This is a genomic window from Methylobacterium sp. J-043 (genome assembly GCF_022829505.1).
Classification (GTDB): domain Bacteria; phylum Pseudomonadota; class Alphaproteobacteria; order Rhizobiales; family Beijerinckiaceae; genus Methylobacterium; species Methylobacterium extorquens_A.
In genome coordinates this window covers 39326-66305 of sequence record NZ_JAKSYB010000061.1, presented here as the reverse complement: position 1 = coordinate 66305, position 26980 = coordinate 39326, and the positions used below count along the sequence as shown (strand labels likewise).

Below are 26980 nucleotides of genomic sequence, written 5' to 3'. Positions count from 1 at the left end.
TCCAACCACCGGACGATCGACCCGTGATGCGGTCCCTCGACACCCTTCCCCTGACGCGGCCGAAGCCCGAGGTTGGCCGTGCGCCCGCGGGCGAGGATGCGCGCGCAGACGTCCCCTCCGGCTTCGAGGCGATGCTCGGCGCATTGGAGAGCGGAACGGGCGAGACCGGGGCGGCCGAGAGAGGGCCGTCAGTGGCCGGAGAGGTTGGGGCGGAACCGGCCGAAGCCGGGGCGGACCTGCCCCCTGCCCTCCCCGCCGACGCCTCGCCCGCCATCACCGTCGACGTCGGCGGCTCGGCCTTGCAGGCGCTGATGGCGCTCACCGGTCCTGCGGCGCCGGCCATCGCGGCTCCCCCGGATGCCAGCCTGGAAGCCATGGTGCAGCGGGCCGCCCTACGCGCCGGATCGGGGCCCGGCCCGGCCCCGGCGGAACCGGCCTTGCAAATGTCGATGGTCGGCCTGGAAACACATTTCGCGCCGGTCCGGCCGCGCGGGGCCGCAACCCCGGCAGAACCGGGCATCGGGCAGGGCTTGAGCGAGACATCCGCGCCGCCGACCGTCCCGACATCGGGCCGCGTCGGCGCCATGCCGGTCGCTCCGGTGGACCAGGAAAAGGCGCCTGTTGCGGACGCCGCGCGGACCGCGACGGCGGCCGATGCGATCATGCCGCCGGCCGGTGGACCGGATGGCCACCCCGCGACAGCATCGGAGGCGATGCCGCTCCCGGCGGCTCACAGCGACGTTCGCGACCCGGCCGCACCATCCGATCGGCCGGCACCGGAAGCCGCCGCGAACGGGCTGACTGCACCGGCCGCCGCCCCGCGCGCACCGTCGCCGGGTAATGCGGCAAAGCCTGCGGCACCGGCCGGCATGGCCGACCCCGCCGCCACGGCGTCCGCGTCGCCGGCCTCGCCTGATCCGACCGCCGCAACGCCTGCGCGGCCGACCGGGCCTGATCCAGAACCCGACCACCCCGCCACCCCTGTCGTGCCGAGCCTTGCGCCGGCATCGGACGAGGCCGTTCGGCAGCCAGCCGCTGCCCCGGTGCAGGCCACCGTCATCGAAGCCCTGCGAAGCCCCACAGCCCGCGGGGCACCGCGGAGCGATCGCGCCGCACCGGCCGGCGCGGCGGACAACGCCGCGCGCGTCGATCGACCGGACAGCCCGAGCCTCACCGAACCGGCCGCCATCGCCCAACCCAGCGCGCCGGGACAGACCCGGCGTGACCCGGATTCGAGGCAGGATCACCCGGCCGTCATCGCACGCCCCGAAACCACGCCGGAGCATGCCACCGTGGCGGTGCCGCGGCCGCAGGTCGACGGAGGCTTTGCGCGTCCCTTAAGCGCCGAAACCGACGCGGCGATGCCCGAAGCGCCGCGCCCGGAGATTCCGCTGGCGCAACCCGTTGCGCAGGAGACGGCCGGCACGCCGGCTCCGGTACCCGCCTCGCCGCTGCGCCAGATCGTCGATGCGGTCGCCGCCCAGTTGCCGGCCGCGCCCACGAGCCAGGCCCGCACCGTTCCGGCTTCGACCGAGGCCGGGCCGCTTAAGATCCTCACGCTCCAGCTCCATCCGGCCGACCTCGGCTCGGTGCTGGTGCGGATGCGTCTGCAGGATGGGCGGCTCGAGATGAGCCTGCGCACCAGCCGCGAGGAGACCGCCGAGCGCCTGCGCAAGGAGAGCGAGCTGCTCTCCGGCCTGCTGCGCGAGGCCGGCTACGAGCCCGAAGCCGTGACGATTCAGGCAGGCGGCCCCGGAGCCGGCGAATCCGCGCCGCGCGGCCAGGGATTCGCGGCCTTCGCCGGATCGCAGGGCGGACAGCACGACAGACAGCCGGGCGCGGCGACGCCCGATCAATCGGGCCGGCGCCCGTCCCCCCGCGCGGACGCGGCCGCCGAGTCCACCGACATGCCCACCGGGGAGCAGGACCATGAGACGGATTCTCGCGGGCGCGATCGCGGCAGCCTGTATCTCTAGCGCCGCCGGGCCGAATGCGGCGGCCGCGCATTCCACCGCCGCCGAGGGCGCCGCAGAGGCCGCCTCCGCACAGACGGGCGCGCTGGGCGGCGAGACGCGAGGAGGCTCCAGCCGTCCTGCGATGGCGGGCACCTCCCGTGTCTGCGAGCGCCAGATGGCGCAGGCGGCGGCCAAGCACGGCGTGCCGCTCGGCATGCTCTACGCGGTCGGGCTGACGGAGAGCGGTAACCGCGGCTCGCTCCAGCCCTATGCCATGAATGTCGGGGGCAAGGCCTATTTCGGCAGCGGCGCCGCCGACGTGATGCAGCGCCTCGCCCAGGCGCAGCGGGAGGGCGTGCGCCTGGTCGATCTCGGCTGCATGCAGATCAACCATCACTATCATCGCGCGAAGTTCGCCTCGCTGGAGGCGATGATCGACCCGGCCCAGAACGTCGAATACGCGACGCGCTTCCTGAAGGAATTGAAGGAGCGCGAGGGAAGCTGGACGCTCGCCGTGGCGCGCTACCATGCCGGGCCGAACAACAACCCGGCGCAGAAGGTCTATGTCTGCCGGGTCATCACCAACATGGTCGCCACGGGCTTCGGCAACTGGACGCCGGGCGCGAAGGCATTCTGCCAGTAGCCGGGCTCACCCGACGTAGGTGTAGCCCATGTAGCGCTTGGCCTCGATCGGATCGTGGCCGAGCCGCTCGGCGAGCTTCTTGCGCAGCTTGCTCACATGGCCCTCGATCACGCTCTCTTCGACGCCGTTGCTGTAGACGCCGTAGACCACGTTGAAGACCTGGGTCTTGGTGAGCCGGCGCCCACGGTTGCGCACGAGATATTCGAGGATGTGCCGCTCCCGCCGCGGCAGGGACAGCGGCACGCCGTCGATCTCGGGGTCGCGCCCGTCGTGGAAGACCTTGAGCCGGTCCACTGCCCTGGCCTCGCCCTCGGTCTCGCCGTCCGCCTCGCCGGCTTGGACGGCGCCGTTGACCCGGCGCCAGATCGCCTCGGAGCGGGCCAAAATCTCGCGGACATGGACGGGCTTGGGCAGCACGTCGTCGATGCCGGCTTCCAGCAGTTCGACGGTCTGCTCGAGGGAGCGCAGGTCGGCGAGCGCGATGATCGGTGCGCGGGACTGCTTGCGGATGACGCTGGCGCATTTCGCCCGCTCCGCGAAATCCCCGAGGAGGAAGCCCTGGATCGCTTCGAGGTCGGCGGGAGAGGCCGCCCGGAGCCAGCTCAGGAACTCTTCGGGCATAAGCGCGAACGAGGAGATGCCCTCACGCTCGAAGCTGGCCTTGTAACCCGCGTTCACCGTATCGCGCGGATCGACCAGAAAATACATCGACGACTCTTCCCCTGATCCCGCCGGATCGCCCTGCCACTGCGCCGCGATGAGGGCAGGTTTTGGGCGCTCCCGGAAGACCGTCTCCGCCGCCTTCCGCAACGCTTCGAAACGCTGCCGCAGCCAATTCATGAAGCGCGGCCGCGGGGGGGTCAATCTACTGAAATGCACATTTCCAAACAGGGGCGGTGTTCGTCGGCGGCGCGTGGCATTCGCGCCGCTTCAGGCGTGGCCGACCCGGGCTTGGCTGAGGGCGTGGGCGAAGCCTTCGAGGGAGAGCGCATCCGTCTCCTCCGCGACGATGCGCTGGATCGCGACGCCGGCGAACACCTCGTCGAGCACGAGCTTGAAGAACACCGTCATCGGCTCGGCGGCGAATTCGAGATCGAGGACCACCTGCATGGAGCGGCCCCAATCGAGGCACACGTCGGCCGCGTCGGCGTAGGTCAGCACCGATTCCTTGAAGAACAATTCGGCGGAGGACGAGACGATGTCGGCGATGTTGCCGTGCCGCTCGCCGCGGATCCAGCCGATGAGCACCCCGCCGTCGAGCAGGCACAGCTCGGCGATGAAGTCGCGCAGCGCCTCGGCGAAGATCTGTTCGGCCGCCGCATGGCTGTGCGGGACGGCTGACGGTCCTGGCGCGAAACGTTGGACCTGAGGGGTCATCGGGCTCTCGCGAAAAGGAAGAAAAGGATCTGCGCCACGGCGCGGTAAAATTCTGCCGGAATCGTCTGATCGACCTGCACAGCATCGTACAGCGACCTTGCGAGAGGCTTGTCCTCGATAACGGCGATGCATTTTTCCTCGGCGATCGCGCGGATGCGGAGCGCGATGAGATCCTGCCCCTTGGCGATCACGAGGGGGGCCGGGTTCTCGCTGGGCTCGTAGCGTAGGGCCACGGCGAAGTGGGTCGGGTTGGCGATGATCACGGTCGCCCGGTCGACATTGGCGAGCATCCGGTTGCGGGCGCGGTCCTGGGCGAGCGAGCGCAGCCGGGCCTTCACCGACGGATCGCCCTCGGTCTGCTTGTGCTCGTCCTTGATGTCCTGGCGCGACATCCGCAGCGAGCGCTGCCAGCGCAGCCGCGCCCAGACGAGGTCGCCCGCGACGATCACGATGGTGGCGATGGCCACCGCCGAGACGAGACGGATCGCGACCGTCAGGATCAGTTCGGGCAGTTGGCTCGGATCGACGAACATGGCGTTCACGGCTCTTGTCCGCTCCGAGCGGAGGAGCAGAAGGGCGACGACACTGACCGACAGGAATTTAACGAGGGATTTCAGGAACTCGACTTGACCCGAGGTTCCGAAGATCCGCGCGAAACCCGCCATCGGCGACACCCGCGACCATTTCGGCGTGATCCGGTCGAGGACGAAGCGCGGCAGGTTCTGCAGGAGCGAGGCGGTGAGGCTGCAGACCGCCAGGATCAGCAGGATCGGCAGCAGGAATCGGCCCGCCGCCAGCGCCACGCGGCTGAGAAGCAGCATCGCGTCGCCGCCGGTCTCCAGGGAGAAGCCGCGCGGATCGTCGAAGAGCGGCTTGAAATCGGCTGCGAGCTGCGCCGCCTGTCCCCGCGCGAACAGGGCGAGCGCGATCAGCAGGCCGAGCGTCGAAGCGAAGACCGGCGCCTCGCGCGAGAACGGGATGTCGCCCTTCTCGATCGCCTCGCGCACCCGCCGTTCGGTGGCGGCTTCGGTCTTGCTCTCCTTGTCCTCGTCCGACACGCATCAGCCCCGCCGATGCGCAAGCGGAACGTGGGCGCGCGGATCAGCGGATGAGTGCTTCATCCTCGCCTCCCGGATTGATCTCGATCTCGCCGCGCCCGGCCATGTCCATGGCCAGATCGGTGATGGTGCGGCGCGCCTCCAGCACGTCGCGCTGCGCCGCCGGCTCGCCGCCGTTCAATTCGTGCTCGACCATGCGGCGCACGCGTGCCGAGAGGGCGCTGAGCACCGTGGTGCGGAACTCGACCTCCGTGCCCTTCAGTGCCAGCACCAGCCGGTCGTTGGGCACAGCGTCGAACAGGGTGGTGCGGGCGCGCGGCGCCAGCTTGACGATGTCGTCGAAGGTGAAGAGCAGGCCTTTCAGGATCTCGACCGATTTCGGACGCGACTCGCCGAGGCTGGTGAGCACGTCGTCCATCTGCTGGCGCTCCATCTTGTTGATGATGTCGGCCATCTTGGCGTGCGTGTCGGCGCCGGAATTGCGCGCGCCGTTGATCATGAAGTCCTCGTGCAGCGTCTTCTCGATCGCGTGCAGCACGTCGTCGACGATCGGCTTGAAGCTCAGCATCCGCCGCATCACCGTGTTGCGCACCGGCGCGGGCAGGTGGCCCATCACCTTGGCGGCGGTGGCGGGCTTCACCTTCGACAGGATCAGCGCGGCGGTCTGCGGGTGCTCCTTGACGAGGTAGCTCGCCAGCACGCTCTCCTGCACGGTGCCGAGCCGTTCCCACACCGAGCGGGTGGCGCTGCCGCGCACGTCGGCGAGGATGTCGGCGATCTGGTCGGCCGGCAGCAGGCCGGTGAGCAGCTTCTCGACCTCGCTCGCCGTCCCGATCAGGCTGTTGCCGGCGGAGAATTCGGACGAGAAGTTCTCGACCACCGTGTCGAGCTGCTCGGGGCTGACCGCTCCGAGATGCGAGGCCGAGCGGGTGATGCGCTTGAGTTCGTCCGGCTCGAAATACTTGATGAGCCGCCCGGCCGCGGGCTTGCCCATGGCGAGCAGCAGCGCCGCCACCTGATCGACGGGGTCGAGCCGCCGGGTCGCCACCGCACGGGGCGCGATGGCGACCGAGGAGACGGCGTCCGATGGGACGGGGCTCGATGCCAGAGGGCTCGAAGACATGGCGGCCCGCTCTCGCCGAGGCTCAGGTGTTCTGGTCGGTGGCGGAGGGGCCGACCACCTCGGTCAGCGACACGCCGAACCGGGAATTGTCCTCCTCGACGATCACGATCTCGCCCCGCGCGATGACCCGGCCGTTGACCATCACGTCCACGGGCTCGCCGACCCGGTGATCGAGGGGGACGACGGCGCCGCGCCCGAGCTTCATCAGATCCGCCACCGGCATGGTCGCCGAACCGAGCACCACCTGCATCAGCACCGGGATGCGCAGGATCGAATCGAGGTTGCGCCCGTCGCCGACGCGGGGCTCGGTGCCGGCGAGATCGGTGGCGGGGAAGGGGCTGCTGCTCATCGCTCGGGCTCGTCGGGTCCGCTTCGTGCGTGAGGAGGGTCTAGCCGGCTTGGCTGACGCGAGGCTGTCGCCGCATGTCGTAAGCCTCCCACTTCGCGCGGCCGGCCCGGCTGACATTTCGCTGACGGCTTCCGTCAGGTTCGCGGGGGTCGTCCGGTGACAGAAGGAGGCATCACGACACCCGACAGGACCCGAACGCCATGAACGCCTTCAAGACCATTCTTGCCGCCACGCTGGCCACCGGCCTCGTTGCGGCGTCGGCACAGGCCGACACGCCCGGAAAGGACTGGATGCCGATTGACCAAGTGCTGACGAAGCTGTCGGAGGCCGGCTACGGCACGGTGCGCAGCATCGAGGCCGACGACGGGGTGTGGAAGGCCAAGGCGGTCCGGGACGGCCGGAGCGTCAAGCTTCAGCTCGATCCGCGGACCGGCGCCATCGTCGAGAAGGCCAAGGGGCAGAGCGACGATTGAGGCCGACGACGGCTCACGGCTTCTGCGAGCGCGCGGCGACGAGGGCCGCGCGCGACGCCTCCAGCGCGTCGAGCGTCGCCCGCGCCTCCTCGATCTTGAGGCTCAGGGCGTCCAGAACCTCGCGGCCCTCCTCCTTGAAGGAGCGCACCGCCTCGCCGGCCTGGGTCAGCGCCACGCCGGAGGCGGCCACTGCCGCGCCGTACTCGGCCTGGGTCCGGTCGAGGCGCTTGAGCTTCAGGTACATCGGCACGACGCAGGCGCTCGTCACCACGAGCGCGACGAGCAGTACGCCGTCAACCAAGGAGCCCATGGCCGCCCTCCTTCTCCGGATTGATCGATTCCTCCACCCGCAAGACGTAAGCGCCCTGCGACTGGCCGGCCCGGCACCAGAACAGCGGCCGGTCGTTGCCCTCGAGCTTGATCCGCGTCGCGGGCGTCGCGTCGAGGGTCAGCACCTGCCCGACCTTGAGGCCGGCGATCTCGCCGAGCGTCAGGTGTCGCTCCTCGAGGACGGCGCGCAGGCGCACGGTGGTCTTTTGCACCTCCGCCGCGATCTGCTCGGCCCAGCGCGGGTCGCGGGCGGCGGATTCGCCGGTCAGCACCTTGCCGAGGGCCGGGCGCAACGGGTTCAGCACCGTCTGCGGGATGATGAGGAACATCTCGCCGCCGCGGTTGAGCGCCTGGAGCAGGAACTTGGCCTGCACCGCCTTGTTGGAGCGCCGGCCGATCACCGCGAACTCCATCCGGGTCTCCATCCGCTCCAGGCGGAAGGCGGTCTGCGAGACGAGGCCGAAGGAGGATTCGAGCGCCTTGCCGACCTGCTCGAACACCATCTGCGCGATGCGCAGCTCGATCGCCGAGAAGGTGCGCTCGTCCTCCACCGGCGGCTCGGAGCCGTCGGAGCCGAACAGAACCTCGACCATGGTGTAGAGGAAGTCGCGGTCGAGCCCGACCAGGACGTGCCCGTCCCATTCCGGCGCCTGGAAGATGCCGACCACCGCGTTGGCGTCGTAGGCATCGAGGAACTCGCCGAAGCGCCCACTCTCGACGCCGCTCAGGGAGTAGAACGCCGAGGAGGCGGCCAGATGCTTGGCCGCGTCGCTGCAGGCGGTGGCGAGGCGGTCGAACACCACGCTGAGCATCGGCAGCCGGTCGAGCGACAGGCCGCCGGCCTCCTGGATGCGGGCGCGGATGTCGGTCGCGGGCCGTGACGCCGTGACGAAGGGAGGCAGTTTGGGCCGGGGCTCGGGGGTCGCCTCGGGGCCCGTTTCGGGCGCCGCGTCGGAGGTCTCGGTCTCGTCCATCGGGAAAGGCCCTTACGCCGCGGCCGGTTCGGCGCGGGCGCCGGGCACGGTGGCGCTCTCGACCTCGTCGATGGTCGGGCGGTCGGCGCCGGCGATGCCCTTGCGGCCGTGCTCGATCGCGACCTGGGGCAGCGCGCCGTTCATGTAGGCGATCAGGCTCTGCTTCACGATGGTGTAGACGCTGCACTGCTTCTCGCGCACGCCCTTGATCTTCACGGCGAGCGGGGCGAGCATCCCGTAGGACGCGAACACGCCGATGAAGGTGCCGACCAGCGCCGCGCCGATCAGGCCGCCGAGGATCTGCGGCGACTGGTCGAGCGCGCCCATCGCCTTCACGATGCCGAGCACCGCCGCGACGATCCCGAGCGCCGGCAGCGCCTCCGCCACGGTATTGATCGCGGCATAGGGCTTGAGCTTGTACTTCTTATGGGTGCCGATCTCTTCTTCCATCAGCGCCTCGATCTCATGCGAGCGGGCGTTGCCGATGAGGATCAGGCGGCAATAGTCGCAGATGAACAAGACCAGATCCTGGTCCTTGGTCACCTCGGGATAGTTCTTGAAGATCTCGGAATTCGCCGGGTCGTCGAAATGCGTCTCGACCTCGTTGCGGGGCTTGGTCTTCAAGTCGCGCATCAGCGCGTGCAGCAGCCCCAGCAGCGAGAGGAAGTCCTGGCGCTTCGGCCCTTTGTTGGTGAAGGCCTCCATCGTCGCCTTACCGGAATCGACCACCGTCTTCATAGGGTTGGCGATGACGAAGGTGCCCGCCGCCATGCCGAAGATGATGACGAACTCCCAGGGCTGCCAGATCACGATCAGATGCCCGCCCATGGCGACGAAGCCGCCGAGCATGCAGCCGATCGCGATGACGAGGCCGACGAGGATTCCCATGAGAAGACTCCGGGGGACACCGCTGCGGGGACGGGTGCCGACGCGCGGCGGCCCTTTGTCCGAGCCAATAGGCATAGTGGCTTGCGCGGAGCTTTTTCACGCAACGCCAGAGCCTGTCGTTGCCGGGGCCGACCTTGGAGCCGGGCATTCGAGCGCCTAACTGAGGCTCGGCCTTTTTCCCTCGAACCGGAGCGTTTCCTTGGCCCAGACCGACGATCGCCTGCCGCAGATGCACGCCACCACGATCCTCATGGTCCGCAAGGGCGGCCGGGTGGTGATCGGCGGCGACGGTCAGGTCAGCCTCGGCCAGACCATCGTGAAGGGCAACGCCCGCAAGGTCCGGCGCCTCGCAAAGGGCACCGTGATCGGCGGCTTCGCCGGTGCCACCGCCGACGCCTTCACCCTGTTCGAGCGGCTGGAGGCCAAGCTGGAACAGTATCCCGGCCAGCTCACCCGCGCCTGCGTCGAACTCACCAAGGATTGGCGCACCGACCGCTATCTGCGCCGTCTGGAGGCGATGATGCTGGTCGCCGACAAGGAAGTGAGCCTGCTGCTGTCCGGCTCCGGTGACGTGCTGGAGCCCGAGACCGGGGTGATGGCGATCGGCTCGGGGGGCAACTACGCCCTCTCCGCCGCCCGCGCGCTCGAGGATGGCGAACTCGACGCCGAGGCGATCGTGCGCCGGTCGATGAAGATCGCCGCCGAGATCTGTGTCTACACCAACGGCAACCTCGTGATCGAAACCCTCGACGCGGCCTGAGGGCCGCGCTCCCTGGAAAGCCGGGACTTGCCCGCTTAGATCGTCCTCGGGGAAGGCCCCGCGCCCGACGCGCCGCCCCATACATCCCCAAAAAAACGGCCGCAGGAGCCCGATGACCACCTTCTCTCCCCGCGAGATCGTCTCCGAGCTCGACCGCTTCATCGTCGGCCAGAAGGATGCCAAGCGTGCAGTCGCGATCGCCTTGCGCAACCGTTGGCGGCGCCAGCAATTGAAAGGGCCGCTGCGGGACGAGGTGGCGCCCAAGAACATCCTGATGATCGGCCCGACGGGCTGCGGCAAGACCGAGATCGCCCGGCGCCTCGCCCGGCTCGCGGGTGCGCCCTTCCTCAAGATCGAGGCGACCAAGTTCACGGAGGTCGGCTATGTCGGCCGCGACGTGGAGCAGATCGTGCGCGACCTTGTGGAGGTCGGCATCGGCCTGACGCGGGAGGAGAAGCGCAAGGCGGTGAAGGCCAAGGCGGAAGCGGCCGCCGAATCGCGCATCCTCGACGCGCTGGTGGGGCCGACCGCGAGCCAAGCGACGCGCGAAAGCTTCCGCAAGAAGCTGCGGGCGAGCGAGCTCGACGACAAGGAGGTCGAGATCGAGCTGGCCCCCTCCGGTTCGCAGGGCATGCCGATGTTCGAGATCCCCGGAATGCCGGGCGCATCGATGGGCGCGATCAACATCTCCGACATGCTGGGCAAGGCGCTCGGCGGCCAGCGCGGCAAGCCGCGCCGCATCACGGTGGCGGAGGCCTACGCGCCGCTGATCGCCGAAGAGAGCGACAAGCTCGTGGACGACGACGCCCTGACCCGCGAGGCGATCCGCGAGGTCGAGGATAACGGCATCGTCTTCCTCGACGAGATCGACAAGATCTGCGCCCGCGAGGGCCGCTCGGGCGCCGACGTCTCACGCGAGGGCGTGCAGCGCGATCTGCTGCCCCTGATCGAGGGCACCACGGTGGCGACCAAGCACGGGCCGGTGAAGACCGACCACATCCTGTTCATCGCGTCCGGCGCCTTCCACGTCTCGAAGCCGTCCGACCTGTTGCCCGAGTTGCAGGGCCGCCTGCCGATCCGCGTCGAGTTGCAGCCGCTGACCGTCGAGGATTTTAAGCAGATCCTCACCGCGACCGAGGCGAGCCTCATCAAGCAGACGGTGGCGCTGATGGAGACGGAGGGCGTCACCCTCGACTTCACCGAGGATGCCATCGACGCGCTGGCCCGCGTCGCCGTCGAGGTGAACGGCTCGGTGGAAAATATCGGCGCCCGCCGCCTGCAGACCGTGCTGGAACGGGTGATCGACGAGATCTCGTTCACCGCCACCGACCGCTCCGGCGAGACGGTGCCGATCGATGCGGCCTATGTGCGCGACCGCGTCGAGGATCTGGCCGCGAACGCGGATCTCAGCCGCTTCATCCTCTGACTGTGCTTGGACGCAGCGCCGCGCCCGACATCGCCCTGCCGATCCTCGCCCTCCTGGCGGGGATGGTCTCGATCCAGAGCGGCGCGGCTTTGGCCAAGGGGTTGTTTCCGGTCGTCAGTGCGGCGGGCGTCACGACGCTCCGCGTCGGCTTCTCTGCGCTGATCCTGCTCGCGGTCTGGCGGCCGTGGCGGCGCAGTCTCGAACGGGGCGAGATCGGTGCCATCGCGCTCTACGGCGCGGCGCTCGGGCTCATGAACCTGCTGTTCTATCTCTCGCTCCGCACGATCCCGCTCGGGATCGCGGTGGCCATCGAGTTCACCGGTCCGCTCGCCGTGGCGTTGGCGGGCTCGCGCCGGGCGCCCGATTTCGCCTGGATCGGCCTCGCGGTGCTCGGGCTCGGCCTGCTGCTGCCGCTGGGCGAGGCGAGCACCCTCGATCCGACGGGTGCGGCGCTGGCTCTCGGCGCGGGCCTGTGCTGGGCGGCCTACATCGTGTTCGGCCAGCGCGCCGGCCGGGCCGGCGGCGGGCGGGCGGTGTCGCTCGGGATGCTGGTCGCCGCCCTTGTCGTCACACCGGTGGGCCTCGTGGAAGCCGGCGCCGACCTGTTCACCCCGGCCACGCTCGTATCAGGTCTCGTCATCGCGATCCTGTCGAGCGCCCTGCCCTACTCGCTCGAAATGTTCGCCCTCACGCGCCTGCCCCGCCCGGCCTTCGGTGTGCTGATGAGCCTGGAGCCGGCCGTCGCGTCGGTGGCCGCCCTCGCCCTGCTCGGCGAGCGGCTGACTCCGATGCAGGGCGGGGCCATCGCCTGCATCGTGGCGGCTTCGGCGGGGATCACTCTGGCGAGCCGTCAATCCGGCAACCGACGACAGGAGCCGGACGACGTCGGGTGAACCGGGCGTGATCCCGAGCGGGCGATCGCCCGCCCCTACCCTTCCCAGACCTGCCCCGGCCGCAGCGCCAGGAACCGCTTCGGCGCAAACGCGGCCGCCGTCAGCGCTTCGCCCAGCGCCTCGACGGGACGCTCGATGCCCTCGTCCGTCAGCTTGAAGGTGCCCCAATGGTGGCCAAGCGCCTGATCGGCGCCGAGGAGGCTCAGCGCCTCCACCGCGTCGGCCGGGTTCATGTGCTGCGGCTGCATGAACCAGCGCGGCTCGTAGGCGCCGATCGGCAGGGTGGCGAGACGGGGCGGGCCGAACCGGGCGCGGATCTCCCGGAAGATCGCGCCATCGCCGAGGCCGGTATCGCCGACATGGTAGTGGACGCCGCGAGGCGTCGTCAGCAGGAAGGCGCACCACAGGGCCATGCGCCGGTCGTTGAGGCCGCGCGCCGACCAGTGGTTGGCCGGCGTCAGATGCACGGTGATACCGGCGCCGAGATCGACCGACTCGCCCCAGTCGCGGGTCTCGACATGCATGGTCTCGTCGTAGCCGCGCAGGATCGCGTCGTTGCCGAGGGGGGCGACGATCAGCGGCTGGTGGTCCTGCCACAGGCGGGCGATCGTCGGCCCGTCGAGATGGTCGTAGTGGTTGTGGGTGATGAGCACTGCATCGATCGGCGGCAGGTCGGCATAGGCGATGCCCGGCGCGTTGACCCGCTTCGGCCCGGCAAAGCGGACCGGGCTCGCGCGCTTGGCATAGACCGGATCGACCAGGATGTTGCGGCCCGCGACCTGGAACAGGTAGCTCGCATGTCCGATCAGGACAACGCGCGATCCCTCGAAGCGCTCCGGGGGTTTGTCCGCGGGAAACGGGCTCGGGAAGCTTGACGGCCACGCCTCGGGCTTGCCGGTCCGGCGCCAGCGGGCGAGGTCGGAGAGCGACTTGTCGGGCGGCTGGTTCGGGGCGTGGAAGCGCAAGCCATCGAAATGCGCGCTCTGGGGCCCGCGGTAATAGGGGTTCTTGCCCCGGCGATGCGCAGCGTAGCCGACACCCCCGAGGGTCATCACCGTGGCCGCGCTGGCGACCGTGAGCAGGCCACGCTTCTTCATACGGCCAAGATGGCCCGTCCGGTCCGCGGTTCAAGCGCGGCGCAGGGCCTCAGGAGCGCCAGCGCAGCTCCTGGCGGGTCAGCGGGTTGGCGAAGGGGCGGCTCTCGCGCGCCGCCTCCAGGGCCTCGCGCTTGAGGCGGAAATACCATTGCGAGGGCAGATCGCCCTGGCCGAGCAGCACCATGGTCGGCTTGCGGTCGAGACCCGCCTGCGCATGCTGGAGCACCTGCTGATCCTGGGTCAGGAACTGGCGCATCAGCGGCCGTGCGATCGGCTTGAGGAGGTTGAGCGCCGGCAGGCTCCAGTAGAGCGCGTTGGTCAGCATCGTCCGGTTGGGCCCCATCGGCGTGGCGAAGGTGTAGTTCGCCACGCGCTTCGTGCCCGCCTTGATCCGCTCCAGCCGCACGCCGGGCAGGCGGAACTCGATCTCGACCTCCGGTGCGCCGCCGAGCAGGCGGTAGACCGGCGAACTCGTCGTCGTGGCATGGCTCGTCATGACGAAGCCGTGCGGCACGGGCTGGAAGGTCTTCACCTTCTCCCGCAGTTCCTTCGAGGGCCGGAACCACCACGTGTCGTGGACGAAGGCGACGTGGCCCGGATCGACGAGGCTCAGCGTCGTCAGGTCGAACGAGGCCTCGACCTCCAATTCGAGAACGAGGCAGCCGGCCGGCTCGAAATCGAGGGCGGGCACCGCCGGCACGGCGGCCGGATCGGCGGGGCCGAGATGCGGGTTCACCCAGAGGAAGCCGGCGCTCTCGACGATGGGAAAGCGCTGGACCGCGATACGCGAGAAGTCGGAAGCGTCGTGCGCGGAGAGCGTCGGCACGTCGCGGCAGCGCCCGTCGGTGCCGAAGCGCCAGCCGTGGAACGGGCACATCAGCGTGTCGCCGTCGAACCGGCCCTTGGACAGCGCCATGCCGCGATGGGGGCAGCGGTCGCGCAGGGCGAACAGGCTGCCGTCCTTGGCCCGGCCGAGCACGACCTGCTCGCCGTTGAGCGCGACCGCCCGCATCTTGCCGCCGACGACCGCCGAGGCTCGGCCGGCGCAGTACCATGCGTTCGACAACGGCTCGCGCATGGCGCGCGGATCGAGGGCGTCGTCGGGGGGGATGCGTGGGGCGGCGGCGGAGGACATGGCGGCTGAGGGGCCCGATGCTGACGGGCGCCCTCTTTAGGCGCCTCGTCGTCCGTCGGCCAGCGGCATAGGGGGACAGGGCCGTCGTGCGAAGCCGCATCGCGGCTCGTTGGCGCGAAGAGCATCGCGCGGAGCGGGCGTTTTAGGGCTTGAACGCCGGAAAGCGTCGAGCGGAGCGATAGCCTGAGGCCGCGGAAGCGGGCGCCGGCGCCGGAGGCCGGACAGGAAACCAAAACGGCATGCTGCACCGCGGCGAGACAACGCACCGGATCGGCCGCCGGGGGCCTTTCGCATGGCGGAAATCGCCCCTACCTTGGGCTCATCCGCAACGAACGAAAGGAGGTGATCCAGTGTCTCATTGTCATCAGCCGTCGCCGACGACCAAGACCTGGACTGTTGCCTCCGGCGTGTGCGCCTAACGCATTCGCGGGATCTCAGCAGGTTTCGTCGGACTGACCGGTTCGACAATGGAAGGGCCGCCCCTCGGGGCGGCCCTTCGCATTTTCGGGGTCTCTCAAGCAGCTCAGCGATGCTGAACCTGAAACAGCGGCGCGGCCAGGGCCTCGCAGCGGGCGCGCCAGAGGTCGCGCTCGGTCCGCAGGTCTTCCATCTTGCCGACCTCTTCGGCGATGTGGGCGCGCAGCTCGCGGATTTCCTGGGCCAGGATCACCTGAAGCTCGTCGCGGCGCTCGGATTCCACCCGGAGTCGGGCCTTCAGCATCATGTTCTCGGCCATGATCTCGGCCACGTCCTCGTCGGCGGCCTCGGCCGATTTCGCGGCGACGGAGACGAGGCGGGGCGACCAACCGCTGCTGCGCATCTCGGCTTCCGGCGCGGCGGAAGCGAGCTCCGGCTCGCGCGCCTCGACGGCGTGCGTCTCGGACACGGCGGTGCGCATGGTGGTGAGCCAATCCCGCAGCGGCGCGGTGGCAGCGGGAGTCCGGAGACCGGGCTCGGGAGACGGGGCCTGTCGCGCGGGTTCCGACATCGGGTAGTCCTCGGGCACCTCCAGCGGTGCGTTGACAGGCATCAGACCCGAACATGCTTAACGAAGCGTAAAGCTTAAACCTTCGCTGACGTCCGTTTCGGGTACAGTCCCGCATCGGTCCACGCGCCCTCGGGATTGACTTGAAGCGGTACACGGCCTATCCGCCCGGCTCCATTTCGACGTTCGAACGTCACGATGAGCCGCCGACCGGTCCGAGGGGCCGGAGGTCAACGTCCGACAGCGCGTGTGCGCCCTCGGGCGCCCTTGTCGTTGCCGAGCGTGCGCCGAAGCGTCAAACGAGCCCTGCCATGGCGCCCGCGAACGACACCACCCTGCGCATCGAGGATGCGGTCAACGACCTCTGCCCGTGGTCGGGCAAGCCGATCGTGCCCGAGGCGCTGACCCTCTACAACGGTGCGACCGTCGGCTTCTGCGATGCGTCGTGCCGGGACAAGTTCGCCCGCGCGGTGGCGTCCTTCGAGGATGCACTCCGCGCGCGCCGCGTGGCCAATGCCGGCCTTCACCAGTAGCCCAGGCTGACGCGACAGATGTTCGAAGGCCTTTCCGACCGCCTCTCCGGTATCCTCTCCGGCCTGACGCGCCGCGGCGCGCTGACGGAGGCCGACGTCACCGCCGCCATGCGCGAGGTGCGCCGCGCGCTCCTCGAAGCCGACGTGGCGCTGGAGGTGGTGCGCGCGTTCACCGACAAGGTGCGCGAGAAGGCGGTGGGCGCCGTCGTGCTCAAGTCGGTGACGCCCGGCCAGATGGTCGTGAAGATCGTCAACGACGAGCTCATCGCGATGCTCGGCACCGACGCCAGCGTCGTCGATCTCAACGCACCGGCCCCCGTCGCCATCCTCATGGTCGGCCTCCAGGGCTCGGGCAAGACGACTACCACGGCCAAGATCGCCCGGCGGCTGAATCAGCGCGACAAGCGCCGGGTGCTGCTCGCCTCCCTCGATACGCGGCGTCCCGCGGCGATGGAGCAGTTGGCTGTGCTCGCCAAGCAGGTCGAGGTCGAGAGCCTGCCGATCGTCGCCGGCCAGTCGGCGGTGCAGATCGCCCGGCGTGCCATGGAGGCCGCCCGGCTCGGCGGCTTCGACGTGGTGATGCTCGACACCGCCGGCCGCACCACGGTCGACGAGGGGCTGATGAACGAGGCCGCCGAGGTCAAGGCGGCGACGAAACCCCACGAAGTCCTGCTGGTGGCCGACGCGCTCACCGGCCAGGACGCGGTCAACACCGCGCGCGCCTTCGACGAGCGCCTCGGCGTCACCGGCATCGTGCTGACCCGCATGGACGGCGATTCCCGCGGCGGCGCGGCCCTCTCCATGCGCGCTGTCACGGGCAAGCCGATCAAGCTCGTCGGCGTCGGCGAGAAGGTCGATGCGCTGGAGGAATTTCACCCGCAGCGGGTGGCCAACCGCATCCTCGGCATGGGCGACATCGTCTCGCTCGTCGAGAAGGCGGCCGAGACGATCGACCATGAGCAGGCCCTGCGCACCGCCGAGAAGATGCGGAAGGGCAAGTTCGACCTCGAAGACCTGTCGATGCAGCTCGCCCAGATGGAGAAGATGGGCGGCATCGGCGGGCTGATGGGGATGCTGCCCGGCATGGGGCAGATGAAGAAGCAGGTCGAAGGTGCCAACCTCGACGAGAAGATGTTCAAGCGCCAGCGGGCCATCATCTCATCGATGACGCCGGGGGAGCGTAAGAATCCCGACCTCCTTAAGAACAGCCGCAAGAAGCGCATCGCGGCGGGTGCCGGCGTCAAGGTCGAGGAGATCAACAAGCTCCTCAAGATGCATCGGACCATGGCCGACATGATGAAGTCGCTGGGCTCGGGCAAGCGCGGCGGCATCGGCCAGGCGCTCGGCAACATGTTCGGGCTCGGCGGCGGCATGCCGGGCGGGTTGCCGGGGGGCATGAAGCTGCCGCCGGGCATGCCCGAGCCGACGCCGGAGCAGATCGCCGAAATCGAGAAGCAATTCGGCGGCAAGCTCCCACCGATGCCCGCCGGGCTCGGCGGCGGCAAGATGCCGGGCCTGCCGGGCTTAGGCGGACCGAAGATGCCGGGCCTCGGCGGCTTCCTGCCGGGTAAGAAGAAATGACGGTCTTGTCCGCACAGGGGATCGATCCCGAGCTGGCAAGCCTGCGTGAGAGCATCGACAACTTCGATGCCGCGCTCATCCATCTGCTCGCCGAACGCTTCCGCTGCACCCAGCGGGTCGGCGAGTTGAAGGCCCGCAAGGGCCTGCCTCCCTCCGATCCGGATCGGGAGGCGCGTCAGGTCATGCGCCTGAGAAATCTCGCGGTCGATGCCAAGCTCGACCCCGATTTCGCCGAGAAGTTCCTCGCCTTCGTGGTCAAGGAGGTCATTCGGCACCACCGGACGATCGCCGAAAGCGTCGATCACAACACCCCAGCGAAACACGACACCGAAAGGAACGACTGATGTCCCTCAAGATCCGTCTCACCCGCGGCGGCGCCAAGAAGCGCCCGTACTACCGCATCGTCGTCGCCGACGCCCGCGCTCCCCGCGACGGCCGCTTCATCGACAAGGTCGGCGCCTACGACCCGATGAAGGCCAAGGACGATCCGGCCCGGATCGTGCTCGACAACGAGAAGATCCAGTCCTGGCTCGCCAAGGGCGCGCAGCCGACCGACCGCGTCCTGCGCTTCCTCGACGCCGCCGGCCTCGCCAAGCGCCCGGCCCGCAACAACCCGCAGAAGGCCGAGCCCGGCGAGAAGGCCAAGGAGCGCGCCGCCAAGCGCGCCGAGAAGGCTGCCGCCCCGGCCGAAGACGCCGCGGCGTAAGTCTTCCAATCCCCTCCCCCTGCGGGGAGGGGTCTTCCGGGGTGGGGGATGCCTTGGGCACCACCCCACCCTCGCTCCCACCCCGTCAGGGGACGGGACAAACGCGCCGTCATCGAGGCACTCTGCATGGCTCGCCGCCCCGGCTCCTCATCGCGCGGACCTGCGCGGTTCGACCGCCCCGCCGACCGCCTCGCGCCGGAAGCCGTAACCTCGGCCCGCAAGCCGCCGGGCGCCAAGCCGCCCCCGGCCGCCTCCCCCGATCCGGGGCTCGTTCTGCTCGGCGAGTTCGGCCGGCCGCACGGGCTGCACGGCGAAGTCCGGCTGAAATCCCATACCGGCGAACCGCTGGCGATCGCGGGCTACGGCCCTCTGCACGCCTCCGACGGGCGCAGCCTCGAACTCGCCCATGTGCGCCCCGCTCCCGGCAGCTCCCCCGACCTGCTGATCGTCCGGGTAAAGGGCGTGGACGACCGCAGCGGCGCCGAAGCCCTCAACCGCGTCACCCTCGCCATCGCCCGCGAGCGCCTGGGGGAGGTGGAGGACGAGGACGAGTTCTTCCTCACCGACCTGATCGGCTTGACCGTCGAGGACGGCGCCGGCGTGGCGATCGGCACCATCGTGGCGGTGCCGAACTTCGGCGGCGGCGATCTGCTCGAGATCCGCCCGGCAGCCGGCGGGCCGACCGCGCTCCTGCCCTTCACGAAGGCTTTCGTGCCGACCCTCGACATCGCCGGCGGAAAGGTCGTCGCCGACCCGCCCGACGACCTGTTCGCCCCGCCGGGGCCGAAGCCCGCCGACGATCCGGGCTGATCCCCGATCAGCGTGTGCCCGCCTCCATCGCGGCGCGGGCGAGGCGGATCGGTTCGGACGACAGCGCCAGGGGCCCGTCGAAGGGTCGCTCGTGCAGGGCGATCACGCCGAGCGTCGTCACCATCGCCGCGGAGAACAGGGCCAGCGTCGTCGCCTGCGCGAACGGGCGCTCGCAATGGACGAGGGCGATCGCCGTCAGTGTCAGGGCGGCGAGTACGAGCAGCGTCAGCCATTTGCTCTCGTCGCTGCGGGCGGCGCTGAGCGCGAGGCGCTCGCTGCGGGCCGAGCGGAGCTGCATCACCGCTTCGAGCAGCGCCGCGTGCGTCGCCTGCCCCGCCTCCGCGGCGGTGCGCGGGTCGGCCGCGGTTTGGAGCAGACGCCCGAGCGCTTGGCCGGCGCTGGGCGCCGAGGCGCCGGTCGCGGCCATGGACGGCCACTCCTCCTTCACCACGGCATCGAGATAGGCAAACAGCGAGGTCCGCAGGCCGCTCATGTCGGGGGCGGAGGCGATGCTGAGATCGTAGACCGCGAGCGCGTGCGACCGCTCGGCCTGGAGCACACGGCTGGCCTGGCGCTGGCGCTCCCAGGCATCGTTGGCGACGAAGCCCGTCAGCAATGCCAGCAGCACCGCGATCACGCCGATGTAAGGCGGCACGATTCCGGTCGCGAGCCGGCGTATTCCCGCCCGCGTCCATGGCAGGATGGTGAGCAGGCTCAAGAGCAAGCAGAACGCAAGGAAGACGCCCGACAGGAGGGCGAACATCAACCAGACGGGTTGGTCGAGCCAGAGGCCGAGGATCATTGCCGAACGGATTGCGAGGACGGGCCCGCAGGGTGGCTGGCCAACCCCTCCGATTCGGTAAAGACGCGTCAGCGCTTCTCGCGCGTGGCCTCGTCCCGGCACGGGCGGATCGTCTCCGGTGCCGGCCGCCGGTCCGGCGCGGGCGCCTCGAAGACGGCGAGATAGCCGACACCCCCCTTCAGGCGCGTCATCGACACCTCGCGGTAGCCGACCGCCGCGAGTTCGCAGCGCAGGAGCTTCGGCGGCGTGCCGTGGCGTGAGGGGATCGCATCGGCATCGACGATCCCGACCCGGCCGCCGGGCTTCATCACGGCGGCGAGGTTCCAGAGCAGGCCGAAGGGCTGGGCGATCTCGTGGTACATGTGGACAAGCACCGCCGCATCGACCGAGCCCGGCGGCAGGCGCGGATCGTGCGCCTCGCCCCGCACCACGGTGACGTTGGAGAGCCCCGCCTCGCCGACCCGGCGCTCCAGCTCGGCAAGGTAGTCCGGCGTGATGTCCTGAGCGAGGATGCGCCCCTCCGGGCCGACGCGGGGGCTCAGGCGGAACACGTAGTAGCCGCTGCCCGCGCCGATATCGGCGACCGTCTCGCCGGGGACGATCCGCATGAGGCGGGCGACCTGCCCGACCTCGTCGGCCTTATCGCGCTCGCGCTCGTCCGCCCATTGCGGCGCGACGATCTCGGCGACCGGGCGGTCCGGCCGCGGGAATCGCTCGGCCGGCGCACCGGGAGGCGCGAGCGGCTCGGCCGCGACGGCCGGAAGCGACAGCAGGATAAGAGCGGCGGCAAAGCGGATCATGCCGGCTTTCAACGCGCGAATGCGCGGAACGCACCGTCCGGAGCGAACCTTCGCGAATCTGCCTCGTTCAATCGAGGCAGGTCCGAACCCAGGCGCGAACGAGATCCCCATGCACAACCCAGTTCTTCGCCACGCGATCCTCGCGGCCTCCGCCGCCCTGGCGCTGACGCTTCTGCCGGCGAGCCTCGCCCAGGCGCAAGGCATGCCCGGCGCGACGGTCGGGCTCCCCATGGGCTCACCCGATACGTTCGGCCTCTCGACAGTGAACCGGCCGTCCGGATACGACGCCGAGCCCTCTGCCGAGCCCGGCATGAGCCGGCCCGAGCGCCGCATCCGCCCACGCCCGCACCGGCAGCTCAAGAGCCACCGGAACGCCGCACCCAAGCGGCGGGCGCCGCTGGCCCGGCGCTGATCGCCGCCTCGGCACCGTCGTTTTCCGAAGGCCGACGCTCATCCCCCGTGACGGGGCTTCGGCGGGCCGCCTCCGTTGACCGGCTCGCCCCGCGCCGCCATCAAGCGGCATGAGCGAGCCCATCCTTCCCGGCACGGCGGCCCCCTGGCGGGCGACCGTCCTGACCCTCTACCCGGAGATGTTTCCAGGGCCCCTGGGCCACTCGCTGTCGGGAGACGCACTGGGCCGCGGGACGTGGAGCCTGGAGCCGCGCCAGATCCGCGAGCACGGGCTCGGCCGCCACCGCAATGTGGACGACACGCCGGCCGGCGGCGGAGCCGGGATGGTGCTGCGCTGCGACGTGCTCGGCGCCGCCATCGACGCCGCGGCATCTGCGGACGATCCCCGCCCTCGCCTCCTCATGTCGCCGCGCGGAAAGCCGCTGACCCAGGACCGCGTGCGGGCGCTGGCCGAGGGGCCCGGCGCCATCATCGTCTGCGGCCGATTCGAAGGCGTGGACGAGCGGGTGATCGAGGCGCGCGAACTGGAGGAAGTCTCGATCGGTGATTACGTGCTCTCGGGCGGCGAGATCGCGGCCCTCGTGCTGATCGACGCCTGCGTGCGCCTGCTGCCCGGCGTGATGGGCAAGCATGCCTCGGGCGTCGAGGAGAGCTTCGAGGGCGGGCTGCTCGAATACCCGCACTACACGCGCCCCCGGGAATGGGAAGGCCGGGCGATCCCCGACGTCCTGATAAGCGGCAACCACGCCGCCATCGCCCTTTGGCGGGCCGAACAGAGCCGCGCCCTGACGCGGGCGCGCCGGCCCGACCTGCTCGCGCGGGACGAATCTTAGATGGAACTTCGACGCATCTATTCTTCGGGCAACTGAATCATCCTTCTGTCACCGGCAGCACACAGGGCGCCGAATGCTGGAAAGGCGGCTTGCATTGCGGCGCGCGATCCGTCATTTCCAGCGGCGGGACACCTCCCCCCAACGGGAGGCAACCATCTGGAAGGATGGATGACATGACGGTTCAAATGCCCGCCGCGCGTCCGCGCGTGCCCTATTTCTCGTCCGGCCCCACGACCAAGCGTCCCGGCTGGACCCTCGACGCCCTCTCCGGCGCGGCGCTCGGCCGCTCGCACCGCTCGGCCGCCGGCAAGGCGAAGCTCGCCGAGGCCATCGAGCTGACCCGCAAGGTCCTGCGCATTCCCGCCGATTACCGCATCGGCATCGTCCCCGGCTCCGACACCGGCGCCGTCGAGATGGCGATGTGGTCGATGCTCGGCCCGAAGGCGGTCGAGGTCATGGCCTGGGATTCCTTCGGCGCCGAGTGGGTCACCGACGCCCTCAAGGAACTCAAGATCGACCCGATCGTGCATGTCGGCGAGCACGGCATCCTGCCCAAGCTCGACGCCATCGACACGAAGAACAACGACATCGTCTTCACGTGGAACGGCACCACCGCCGGCGTGAAGGTCCCGCACAGCGACTGGATCGCCGACGACCGCGCGGGCGTCACGATCTGCGACGCGACCTCGGCCGCCTTCGCGATGCCGCTGCCGTGGGACAAGCTCGATGTCGTCACCTATTCCTGGCAGAAGGTGATGGGCGGCGAGGCCGCGCACGGCATGCTGATCCTCTCGCCGCGCGCCGTCGCGCGCCTGGAGAGCCACACGCCGGCCTGGCCGATCCCCAAGGTGTTCCGCCTGACCAAGGGCGGCAAGCTGATCGAGGGCATCTTCAAGGGCGACACGATCAACACGCCCTCGATGCTCGCGGTCGAGGACTACATCGACACCTTGAAGTGGGCGCAGAGCATCGGCGGCCTCGACGCGCTCCACGCGCGGGCGGACGCCAACGCGCGGGTGGTCCACGACTGGGTGGCGCGCACCCCCTGGATCGGCCACCTCGCAGTGGACCCGGCGACCTACTCGAACACGGGCGTCTGCCTCGTGATCACCGATCCGGACGTGCTCGCCAAGGGCGACGCCGTGGTCAAGACCGTCGCTGCCGGCATCGTCAGCCGCCTGGAGAGTGAGGGCGTGGCCTTCGACTTCGGCGCCTATCGCGACGCGCCGGCCGGGCTGCGGATCTGGTGCGGGGCGACCGTCGAGGCCTCCGACATCGCGGCGCTGACGCCTTGGCTCGACTGGGCTTTCGCCCAAGAGAAGGCGGCGCTCGCCGCCGCGGCGGCCTGAGGGTCTGAGACGTCACGATGGCCGGTCATGAGACCGGCCATTTGCTTATCGACGCGCTCCAGCGATCTCCCGGTCCTAAATCTGCGCACGCGGCGACCGGCCACGCCTCTCCCGAGAGGAAGCGATCCTGCGCGCCCGCATGACGCGAGGTGCTCCCGTGTCCAAACTCATATCTGCCAAACCCAAGGTGCTCATCTCCGACGCCCTGTCCGACGCCGCCGTCCAGATCTTCCGCGATCGCGGCATCGAGGTCGATTTCCGGCCCGGCCTCGGCAAGGACAAGGAGGCACTGGCCGCTATCATCGGCGACTATGACGGCCTTGCCATCCGCTCCGCCACCAAGGTGACGGGCAAACTGCTCGCCGGGGCCACGCGGCTGAAAGTGGTCGGCCGCGCCGGCATCGGCGTCGACAACGTCGACGTGCCGGCCGCGACCGCCAAGGGCGTGATCGTCATGAACACGCCGTTCGGCAACTCGATCACCACCGCCGAGCACGCCATCGCCCTGATCTTCGCGCTCGCCCGCCAAATCCCGGCGGCGGACGCCTCCACGCAGGCCGGCAAGTGGGAGAAGAACCGCTTCATGGGCGTCGAGCTGACGGCCAAGACGCTCGGCGTCGTCGGCTGCGGCAATATCGGCGCCGTGGTCGCCGACCGGGCGATCGGCTTGAAGCTGAAGGTCGTCGCCTACGATCCCTTCCTGACGCCGGAACGCGCCGTCGAGATCGGCGTGGAGAAGGTCGAACTCGACGAGTTGCTGGCGCGGGCCGACATCATCACGCTCCACGTGCCACTCACCGACAAAACCCGCAATATCCTCTCGGAAGAGAACCTCGCCAAGACCAAGCGGGGCGTCCGCATCGTCAACTGCGCCCGCGGCGGCCTCGTGGACGAGGTGGCCCTGCGCGCCGCCCTCGATTCCGGCCATGTCGCGGGCGCGGCCCTCGACGTGTTCGTGACCGAGCCGGCAACCGAGAACCCGCTCTTCGGCCACCCGAACGTGATCTGCACGCCGCATCTCGGCGCCGCGACCTCCGAGGCGCAGGAGAACGTCGCGCTCCAGGTCGCCGAGCAGATGGCGGACTACCTGCTCAGCGGCGCCATCACCAACGCGATCAACTTCCCCTCGATCTCGGCCGAGGAGGCGCCCCGACTCAAGCCGTTCGTGGCCTTGTGCGAAAAGCTCGGCTCGTTCCTGGGCCAACTCACGGACGCGCCGATCAAGGGTATCCGCCTCACCTACGAGGGCGCGGTGGCCGGAATGAACACCCGGGCGCTGACCTCGGCGGCGCTGACCGGCGTGCTGCGTCCGATCCTGCAGGACGTGAACATGGTCTCGGCCCCGGTGATCGCGCGGGATCGCGGGATCGTCGTCGACGAGATCAAGCGCGAGGGCGGGGCCAGCGACTACGAATCGGTGGTGCGCCTCACCGTGGACGCGGAGGATATGCCGCGCGACGCCGCCGGCACCGTCTTCAACGACGGCAAGCCGCGGGTGATCGAGATCCGCGGGATCGGCATCGATGCCCCCTTCGCGCCGCTGATGCTCTACGTGCGCAACCATGACAGGCCCGGCTTCGTCGGCCGCTTCGGCACGGTGCTCGGCGAGGCGGGCGTCAATCTCGCGACCTTCGCGATGGGCCGCGAGGCCGAGGGCGGTAACGCCATCGCCTTCGTGGCGGTGGATGCAGAGGTGTCTCCCGAGGCTCTGAAGGCGATCGAAGCGATCCCGCAGGTGAAGCGTGTGCGCCCCGTGCGGTTCTGAGGCCGACACGGCCCCGGCGGAGGTCCGTGACCGCCCCCTCGACAACGACGGCACGGCGCTTCCCGCGCCGTCCTCCCTCCCCCCCGACCATGAGGATCGCACGATGGACCGCAAATTCACCGTTCGCTGCGCCTGGGACGAGGCAGCCGGCGTCTTCTTCGTCCACGACTCGCCGGTGCCGGGCCTCGCCACCGAGGCGCCGACCATGCCGGCCCTGCTGTGCAAGCTGCCCGGCATGATCCGCGACCTCCTCGGCCTCGACGACGGCGCCTATCTCGACATCTACGTCGAGCGGGTGAAGCGCTGAAAACGCCGTCGAAAGACCGCCTCGGACGGCTTGACCGGCCGGGGCCATCCTGGCGACACACTCACGCGATGAGACATCGTCAGGCATCGCTCCGGACGGCCCTGGCCGCTGCCGAGCCGATGCTCTCACGCGCGAGCACACCATGAAGATCGACGGCCACCCCTACCGCACCATCTTCCCCGAGGCCGACGGCGATGCCGTCACCGTCATCGACCAGACCCGGCTGCCCTTCGCTTTCGAACTCAAGCGGCTGGCGAACCTCGATGACGCCGCGGTGGCGATCCGCACGATGGTGGTGCGCGGCGCGCCGTTGATCGGCGTCACCGCCGCCTATGGCATGGCGCTGGCCATGCGGCAGGATGCGAGCGACGCGGGGATCGAGCAGGCTTCCGCGACGCTCGCCGCCACGCGGCCGACCGCAATCAACCTGCGCTGGGCGCTCGACCGGATGGCCGCTGTCCTACGCCGCGCCGCGCAATCCGAGCGCGCGGCGCTCGCCTTCGCGGAAGCCGCTGCCATCGCCGACGAGGACGTCGCGAGCTGCCGCGCCATCGGCGAGCACGGCGCCAAGATCCTCTCCGAGATCGCCGCGAAGAAGAGTGGGCCGGTCAACGTGCTGACCCATTGCAACGCCGGCTGGCTCGCCACCGTCGATTGGGGCACGGCGCTGGCGCCGATCTACGTGGCGCACGATGCCGGCGTGCCCGTCCACGTCTTCGTGGACGAGACCCGGCCGCGCAACCAGGGCGCGGCGCTGACCGCCTTCGAGCTCAACGCCCACGGCGTGCCGCACACCGTGATCGCCGACAATGCCGGCGGCCACTTGATGCAGCACGGGCAGGTCGATGTCTGCATCGTCGGCTCGGACCGCACCACGGCTTCGGGCGACGTGTGCAACAAGATCGGCACCTATCTGAAGGCGCTGGCGGCAAGCGACAACCGCATCCCGTTCTATGCGGCGCTGCCGTTCTCGACGATCGACTGGACGCTCCACGACGGAGTGCACGACATCCCGATCGAGGAGCGCGACGCCCGCGAGGTCACCCATCTCACCGGCCGCACCGACGACGGCGCCTTTGCCACCGTCGCCGTGGTCTCGCCCGGCAGCCCGGTGGCCAACCCGGCCTTCGACGTGACGCCCGCACGCCTCGTCACCGGCATCATCACCGAGCGCGGCATCTGCGACGCCTCGGAGGACGGCTTGGCCGGGCTCTACCCGGAGCGGCGCAAGGCCGCCTGACGAACGGGCCCGTCAATCTTTGAGCGGATCGTGGCCCCAGTTCATCAGCGACAGTCGCCAGGGTGAGTCCTCGGTCTTGGACTTGTCCTCGGGCCCGCCCTGCTTGAGGTGGCGGTTCACGTAGCCGGTCACCTTCTTCATATGGGCGTAGTCGTCGTCGCTGAGGTCGGCCTTCTTCGTGTGAAGTATCTCGACGATGCGCCGGCCCTCCTTGTGGCCCGTGGCCTCGCCGCCATCCTTCTTCTGGCCGACCGATCGGCTCTCGTCGGATTCCAGGAATGTCTCCAAGGCCGAGGCGGTCATGTTCACCGCGCCCTTGAAGTCCTTCCAGATCGCCTCGTGATCGTCTTTGTCGGCCATGGCGTCACGCGTCCTCC

31 protein-coding genes are annotated in these 26980 nt (G+C 69.7%); 17 read left to right on the top strand and 14 right to left on the bottom strand.

Annotated features, from left to right (window positions below):
* Positions 1 to 26: 26 nt before the first annotated feature.
* Both fliK and MKK50_RS17700 read left to right on the top strand, forming a co-directional pair.
* Positions 27 to 1976 carry a flagellar hook-length control protein FliK gene (gene fliK / locus MKK50_RS17705; RefSeq protein ID WP_499024183.1) on the top strand — a complete coding sequence of 650 codons (1950 nt, stop codon included), beginning with the start codon at positions 27 to 29 and terminating at the stop codon, positions 1974 to 1976.
* Complete coding sequence (locus MKK50_RS17700; protein ID WP_499024182.1) at positions 1930 to 2598, top strand: transglycosylase SLT domain-containing protein; 669 nt, start codon at positions 1930 to 1932, stop codon at positions 2596 to 2598. The genes fliK and MKK50_RS17700 overlap by 47 nt, the downstream gene beginning before the upstream one ends.
* Before the next feature lie 6 nt (positions 2599 to 2604).
* Here MKK50_RS17700 and MKK50_RS17695 read toward each other — a convergent pair whose 3' ends face one another.
* The 5 genes from MKK50_RS17695 to fliN all read right to left on the bottom strand — a co-directional run bounded on the left by MKK50_RS17695 (position 2605) and on the right by fliN (position 6505).
* Positions 2605 to 3306, bottom strand: coding sequence for a response regulator transcription factor (locus MKK50_RS17695; RefSeq protein ID WP_253367535.1), 702 nt, complete (start codon positions 3304 to 3306; stop codon positions 2605 to 2607).
* Positions 3307 to 3528: 222 nt separating this feature from the next.
* Entirely contained in the window at positions 3529 to 3975 is a 447-nt protein-coding gene (locus MKK50_RS17690) for a BspJ family T4SS effector nucleomodulin (RefSeq protein ID WP_253367533.1), read from the bottom strand.
* On the bottom strand, positions 3972 to 5033 hold the full coding sequence (gene flhB, locus MKK50_RS17685; protein ID WP_499024178.1) for a flagellar biosynthesis protein FlhB: 1062 nt from the start codon (positions 5031 to 5033) through the stop codon (positions 3972 to 3974). The genes MKK50_RS17690 and flhB overlap by 4 nt, the downstream gene beginning before the upstream one ends.
* 43 nt (positions 5034 to 5076) lie before the next feature.
* The gene (locus MKK50_RS17680; RefSeq protein WP_499024177.1) at positions 5077 to 6156 is read right to left on the bottom strand and encodes a flagellar motor switch protein FliG; all 1080 of its coding nucleotides are present in this window, start codon (positions 6154 to 6156) and stop codon (positions 5077 to 5079) included.
* Positions 6157 to 6178: 22 nt separating this feature from the next.
* Positions 6179 to 6505, bottom strand: a complete 327-nt coding sequence (fliN, locus tag MKK50_RS17675) for a flagellar motor switch protein FliN (protein ID WP_253367528.1) — start codon at positions 6503 to 6505, stop codon at positions 6179 to 6181.
* A 200-nt stretch (positions 6506 to 6705) separates the two neighbouring features.
* Here fliN and MKK50_RS17670 point away from each other — a divergent pair, with 200 nt between their 5' ends.
* Positions 6706 to 6978, top strand: a complete 273-nt coding sequence (locus MKK50_RS17670) for a PepSY domain-containing protein (RefSeq protein ID WP_253367526.1) — start codon at positions 6706 to 6708, stop codon at positions 6976 to 6978.
* A 13-nt stretch (positions 6979 to 6991) separates the two neighbouring features.
* Here MKK50_RS17670 and MKK50_RS17665 read toward each other — a convergent pair whose 3' ends face one another.
* From MKK50_RS17665 to motA, 3 genes are read right to left on the bottom strand one after another with little or no spacing between them, the layout of a single operon-like run.
* Positions 6992 to 7288 (bottom strand): hypothetical protein, encoded by a 297-nt coding sequence (locus MKK50_RS17665; RefSeq protein WP_253367524.1) that lies wholly within the window; start codon positions 7286 to 7288, stop codon positions 6992 to 6994.
* Entirely contained in the window at positions 7272 to 8282 is a 1011-nt protein-coding gene (locus MKK50_RS17660) for a flagellar motor switch protein FliM (RefSeq protein WP_499024175.1), read from the bottom strand. The genes MKK50_RS17665 and MKK50_RS17660 overlap by 17 nt, the downstream gene beginning before the upstream one ends.
* Positions 8283 to 8294: 12 nt before the next feature.
* Positions 8295 to 9170: a flagellar motor stator protein MotA gene (motA, locus tag MKK50_RS17655; RefSeq protein WP_003601565.1), complete on the bottom strand. Its 876-nt coding sequence runs from the start codon at positions 9168 to 9170 to the stop codon at positions 8295 to 8297.
* Between the two features lie 199 nt (positions 9171 to 9369).
* On the opposite strand from motA, the gene hslV reads away from it, so the two are divergent.
* The 3 genes from hslV (at position 9370) to MKK50_RS17640 (ending at position 12249) form a co-directional block, all read left to right on the top strand.
* Positions 9370 to 9930, top strand: coding sequence for an ATP-dependent protease subunit HslV (gene hslV / locus MKK50_RS17650; RefSeq protein WP_253367521.1), 561 nt, complete (start codon positions 9370 to 9372; stop codon positions 9928 to 9930).
* 112 nt (positions 9931 to 10042) lie between these two features.
* The gene (gene hslU / locus MKK50_RS17645; RefSeq protein ID WP_003601561.1) at positions 10043 to 11356 is read left to right on the top strand and encodes an ATP-dependent protease ATPase subunit HslU; all 1314 of its coding nucleotides are present in this window, start codon (positions 10043 to 10045) and stop codon (positions 11354 to 11356) included.
* A 2-nt stretch (positions 11357 to 11358) separates the two neighbouring features.
* On the top strand, positions 11359 to 12249 hold the full coding sequence (locus MKK50_RS17640) for an EamA family transporter (RefSeq protein WP_499024173.1): 891 nt from the start codon (positions 11359 to 11361) through the stop codon (positions 12247 to 12249).
* A gap of 35 nt (positions 12250 to 12284) precedes the next feature.
* Here MKK50_RS17640 and MKK50_RS17635 read toward each other — a convergent pair whose 3' ends face one another.
* The 3 genes from MKK50_RS17635 to MKK50_RS17625 form a co-directional block, all read right to left on the bottom strand.
* Entirely contained in the window at positions 12285 to 13346 is a 1062-nt protein-coding gene (locus tag MKK50_RS17635; RefSeq protein WP_499024172.1) for an MBL fold metallo-hydrolase, read from the bottom strand.
* A gap of 49 nt (positions 13347 to 13395) precedes the next feature.
* The gene (locus MKK50_RS17630) at positions 13396 to 14481 is read right to left on the bottom strand and encodes an aromatic ring-hydroxylating oxygenase subunit alpha (RefSeq protein ID WP_499024170.1); all 1086 of its coding nucleotides are present in this window, start codon (positions 14479 to 14481) and stop codon (positions 13396 to 13398) included.
* A gap of 523 nt (positions 14482 to 15004) precedes the next feature.
* The gene (locus MKK50_RS17625) at positions 15005 to 15511 is read right to left on the bottom strand and encodes a hypothetical protein (protein WP_499024169.1); all 507 of its coding nucleotides are present in this window, start codon (positions 15509 to 15511) and stop codon (positions 15005 to 15007) included.
* A gap of 266 nt (positions 15512 to 15777) precedes the next feature.
* Between MKK50_RS17625 and MKK50_RS17620 the strand changes: the two genes are divergently transcribed.
* The 5 genes from MKK50_RS17620 (at position 15778) to rimM (ending at position 19096) form a co-directional block, all read left to right on the top strand.
* On the top strand, positions 15778 to 15999 hold the full coding sequence (locus tag MKK50_RS17620; protein WP_499024168.1) for a glutathione S-transferase: 222 nt from the start codon (positions 15778 to 15780) through the stop codon (positions 15997 to 15999).
* Positions 16000 to 16017: 18 nt separating this feature from the next.
* Positions 16018 to 17580, top strand: coding sequence for a signal recognition particle protein (gene ffh / locus MKK50_RS17615; RefSeq protein WP_499024167.1), 1563 nt, complete (start codon positions 16018 to 16020; stop codon positions 17578 to 17580).
* Positions 17577 to 17924: a chorismate mutase gene (locus tag MKK50_RS17610; protein ID WP_499024165.1), complete on the top strand. Its 348-nt coding sequence runs from the start codon at positions 17577 to 17579 to the stop codon at positions 17922 to 17924. The genes ffh and MKK50_RS17610 overlap by 4 nt, the downstream gene beginning before the upstream one ends.
* On the top strand, positions 17924 to 18286 hold the full coding sequence (gene rpsP, locus MKK50_RS17605; RefSeq protein ID WP_091950264.1) for a 30S ribosomal protein S16: 363 nt from the start codon (positions 17924 to 17926) through the stop codon (positions 18284 to 18286). Before MKK50_RS17610 ends, rpsP begins: the two co-directional genes overlap by 1 nt.
* Positions 18287 to 18412: 126 nt before the next feature.
* Positions 18413 to 19096: a ribosome maturation factor RimM gene (rimM, locus tag MKK50_RS17600; RefSeq protein ID WP_499024161.1), complete on the top strand. Its 684-nt coding sequence runs from the start codon at positions 18413 to 18415 to the stop codon at positions 19094 to 19096.
* A 7-nt stretch (positions 19097 to 19103) separates the two neighbouring features.
* Here the strand turns inward: rimM and MKK50_RS17595 are convergent, their stop codons facing one another.
* Both MKK50_RS17595 and MKK50_RS17590 read right to left on the bottom strand, forming a co-directional pair.
* On the bottom strand, positions 19104 to 19898 hold the full coding sequence (locus tag MKK50_RS17595) for a bestrophin-like domain (protein WP_499024159.1): 795 nt from the start codon (positions 19896 to 19898) through the stop codon (positions 19104 to 19106).
* A gap of 68 nt (positions 19899 to 19966) precedes the next feature.
* Positions 19967 to 20698, bottom strand: a complete 732-nt coding sequence (locus tag MKK50_RS17590) for a class I SAM-dependent methyltransferase (RefSeq protein WP_499024157.1) — start codon at positions 20696 to 20698, stop codon at positions 19967 to 19969.
* A 109-nt stretch (positions 20699 to 20807) separates the two neighbouring features.
* Here MKK50_RS17590 and MKK50_RS17585 point away from each other — a divergent pair, with 109 nt between their 5' ends.
* The 6 genes from MKK50_RS17585 (at position 20808) to mtnA (ending at position 26603) form a co-directional block, all read left to right on the top strand.
* Complete coding sequence (locus MKK50_RS17585) at positions 20808 to 21110, top strand: hypothetical protein (protein WP_499024155.1); 303 nt, start codon at positions 20808 to 20810, stop codon at positions 21108 to 21110.
* Between the two features lie 109 nt (positions 21111 to 21219).
* The gene (gene trmD / locus MKK50_RS17580; RefSeq protein ID WP_499024153.1) at positions 21220 to 21942 is read left to right on the top strand and encodes a tRNA (guanosine(37)-N1)-methyltransferase TrmD; all 723 of its coding nucleotides are present in this window, start codon (positions 21220 to 21222) and stop codon (positions 21940 to 21942) included.
* Between the two features lie 173 nt (positions 21943 to 22115).
* A complete protein-coding gene (locus MKK50_RS17575; RefSeq protein ID WP_499024151.1) occupies positions 22116 to 23291 on the top strand; it encodes a phosphoserine transaminase in 1176 nt (391 codons plus the stop codon).
* Between the two features lie 157 nt (positions 23292 to 23448).
* Positions 23449 to 25056: a phosphoglycerate dehydrogenase gene (serA, locus tag MKK50_RS17570; RefSeq protein WP_499024149.1), complete on the top strand. Its 1608-nt coding sequence runs from the start codon at positions 23449 to 23451 to the stop codon at positions 25054 to 25056.
* 103 nt (positions 25057 to 25159) lie between these two features.
* Positions 25160 to 25363 (top strand): DUF1902 domain-containing protein, encoded by a 204-nt coding sequence (locus MKK50_RS17565; RefSeq protein ID WP_253367480.1) that lies wholly within the window; start codon positions 25160 to 25162, stop codon positions 25361 to 25363.
* Positions 25364 to 25505: 142 nt separating this feature from the next.
* Complete coding sequence (gene mtnA, locus MKK50_RS17560) at positions 25506 to 26603, top strand: S-methyl-5-thioribose-1-phosphate isomerase (RefSeq protein WP_499024147.1); 1098 nt, start codon at positions 25506 to 25508, stop codon at positions 26601 to 26603.
* 12 nt (positions 26604 to 26615) lie between these two features.
* Here the strand turns inward: mtnA and MKK50_RS17555 are convergent, their stop codons facing one another.
* Entirely contained in the window at positions 26616 to 26963 is a 348-nt protein-coding gene (locus MKK50_RS17555) for a DUF3140 domain-containing protein (protein ID WP_499024145.1), read from the bottom strand.
* Positions 26964 to 26980: the final 17 nt, after the last annotated feature.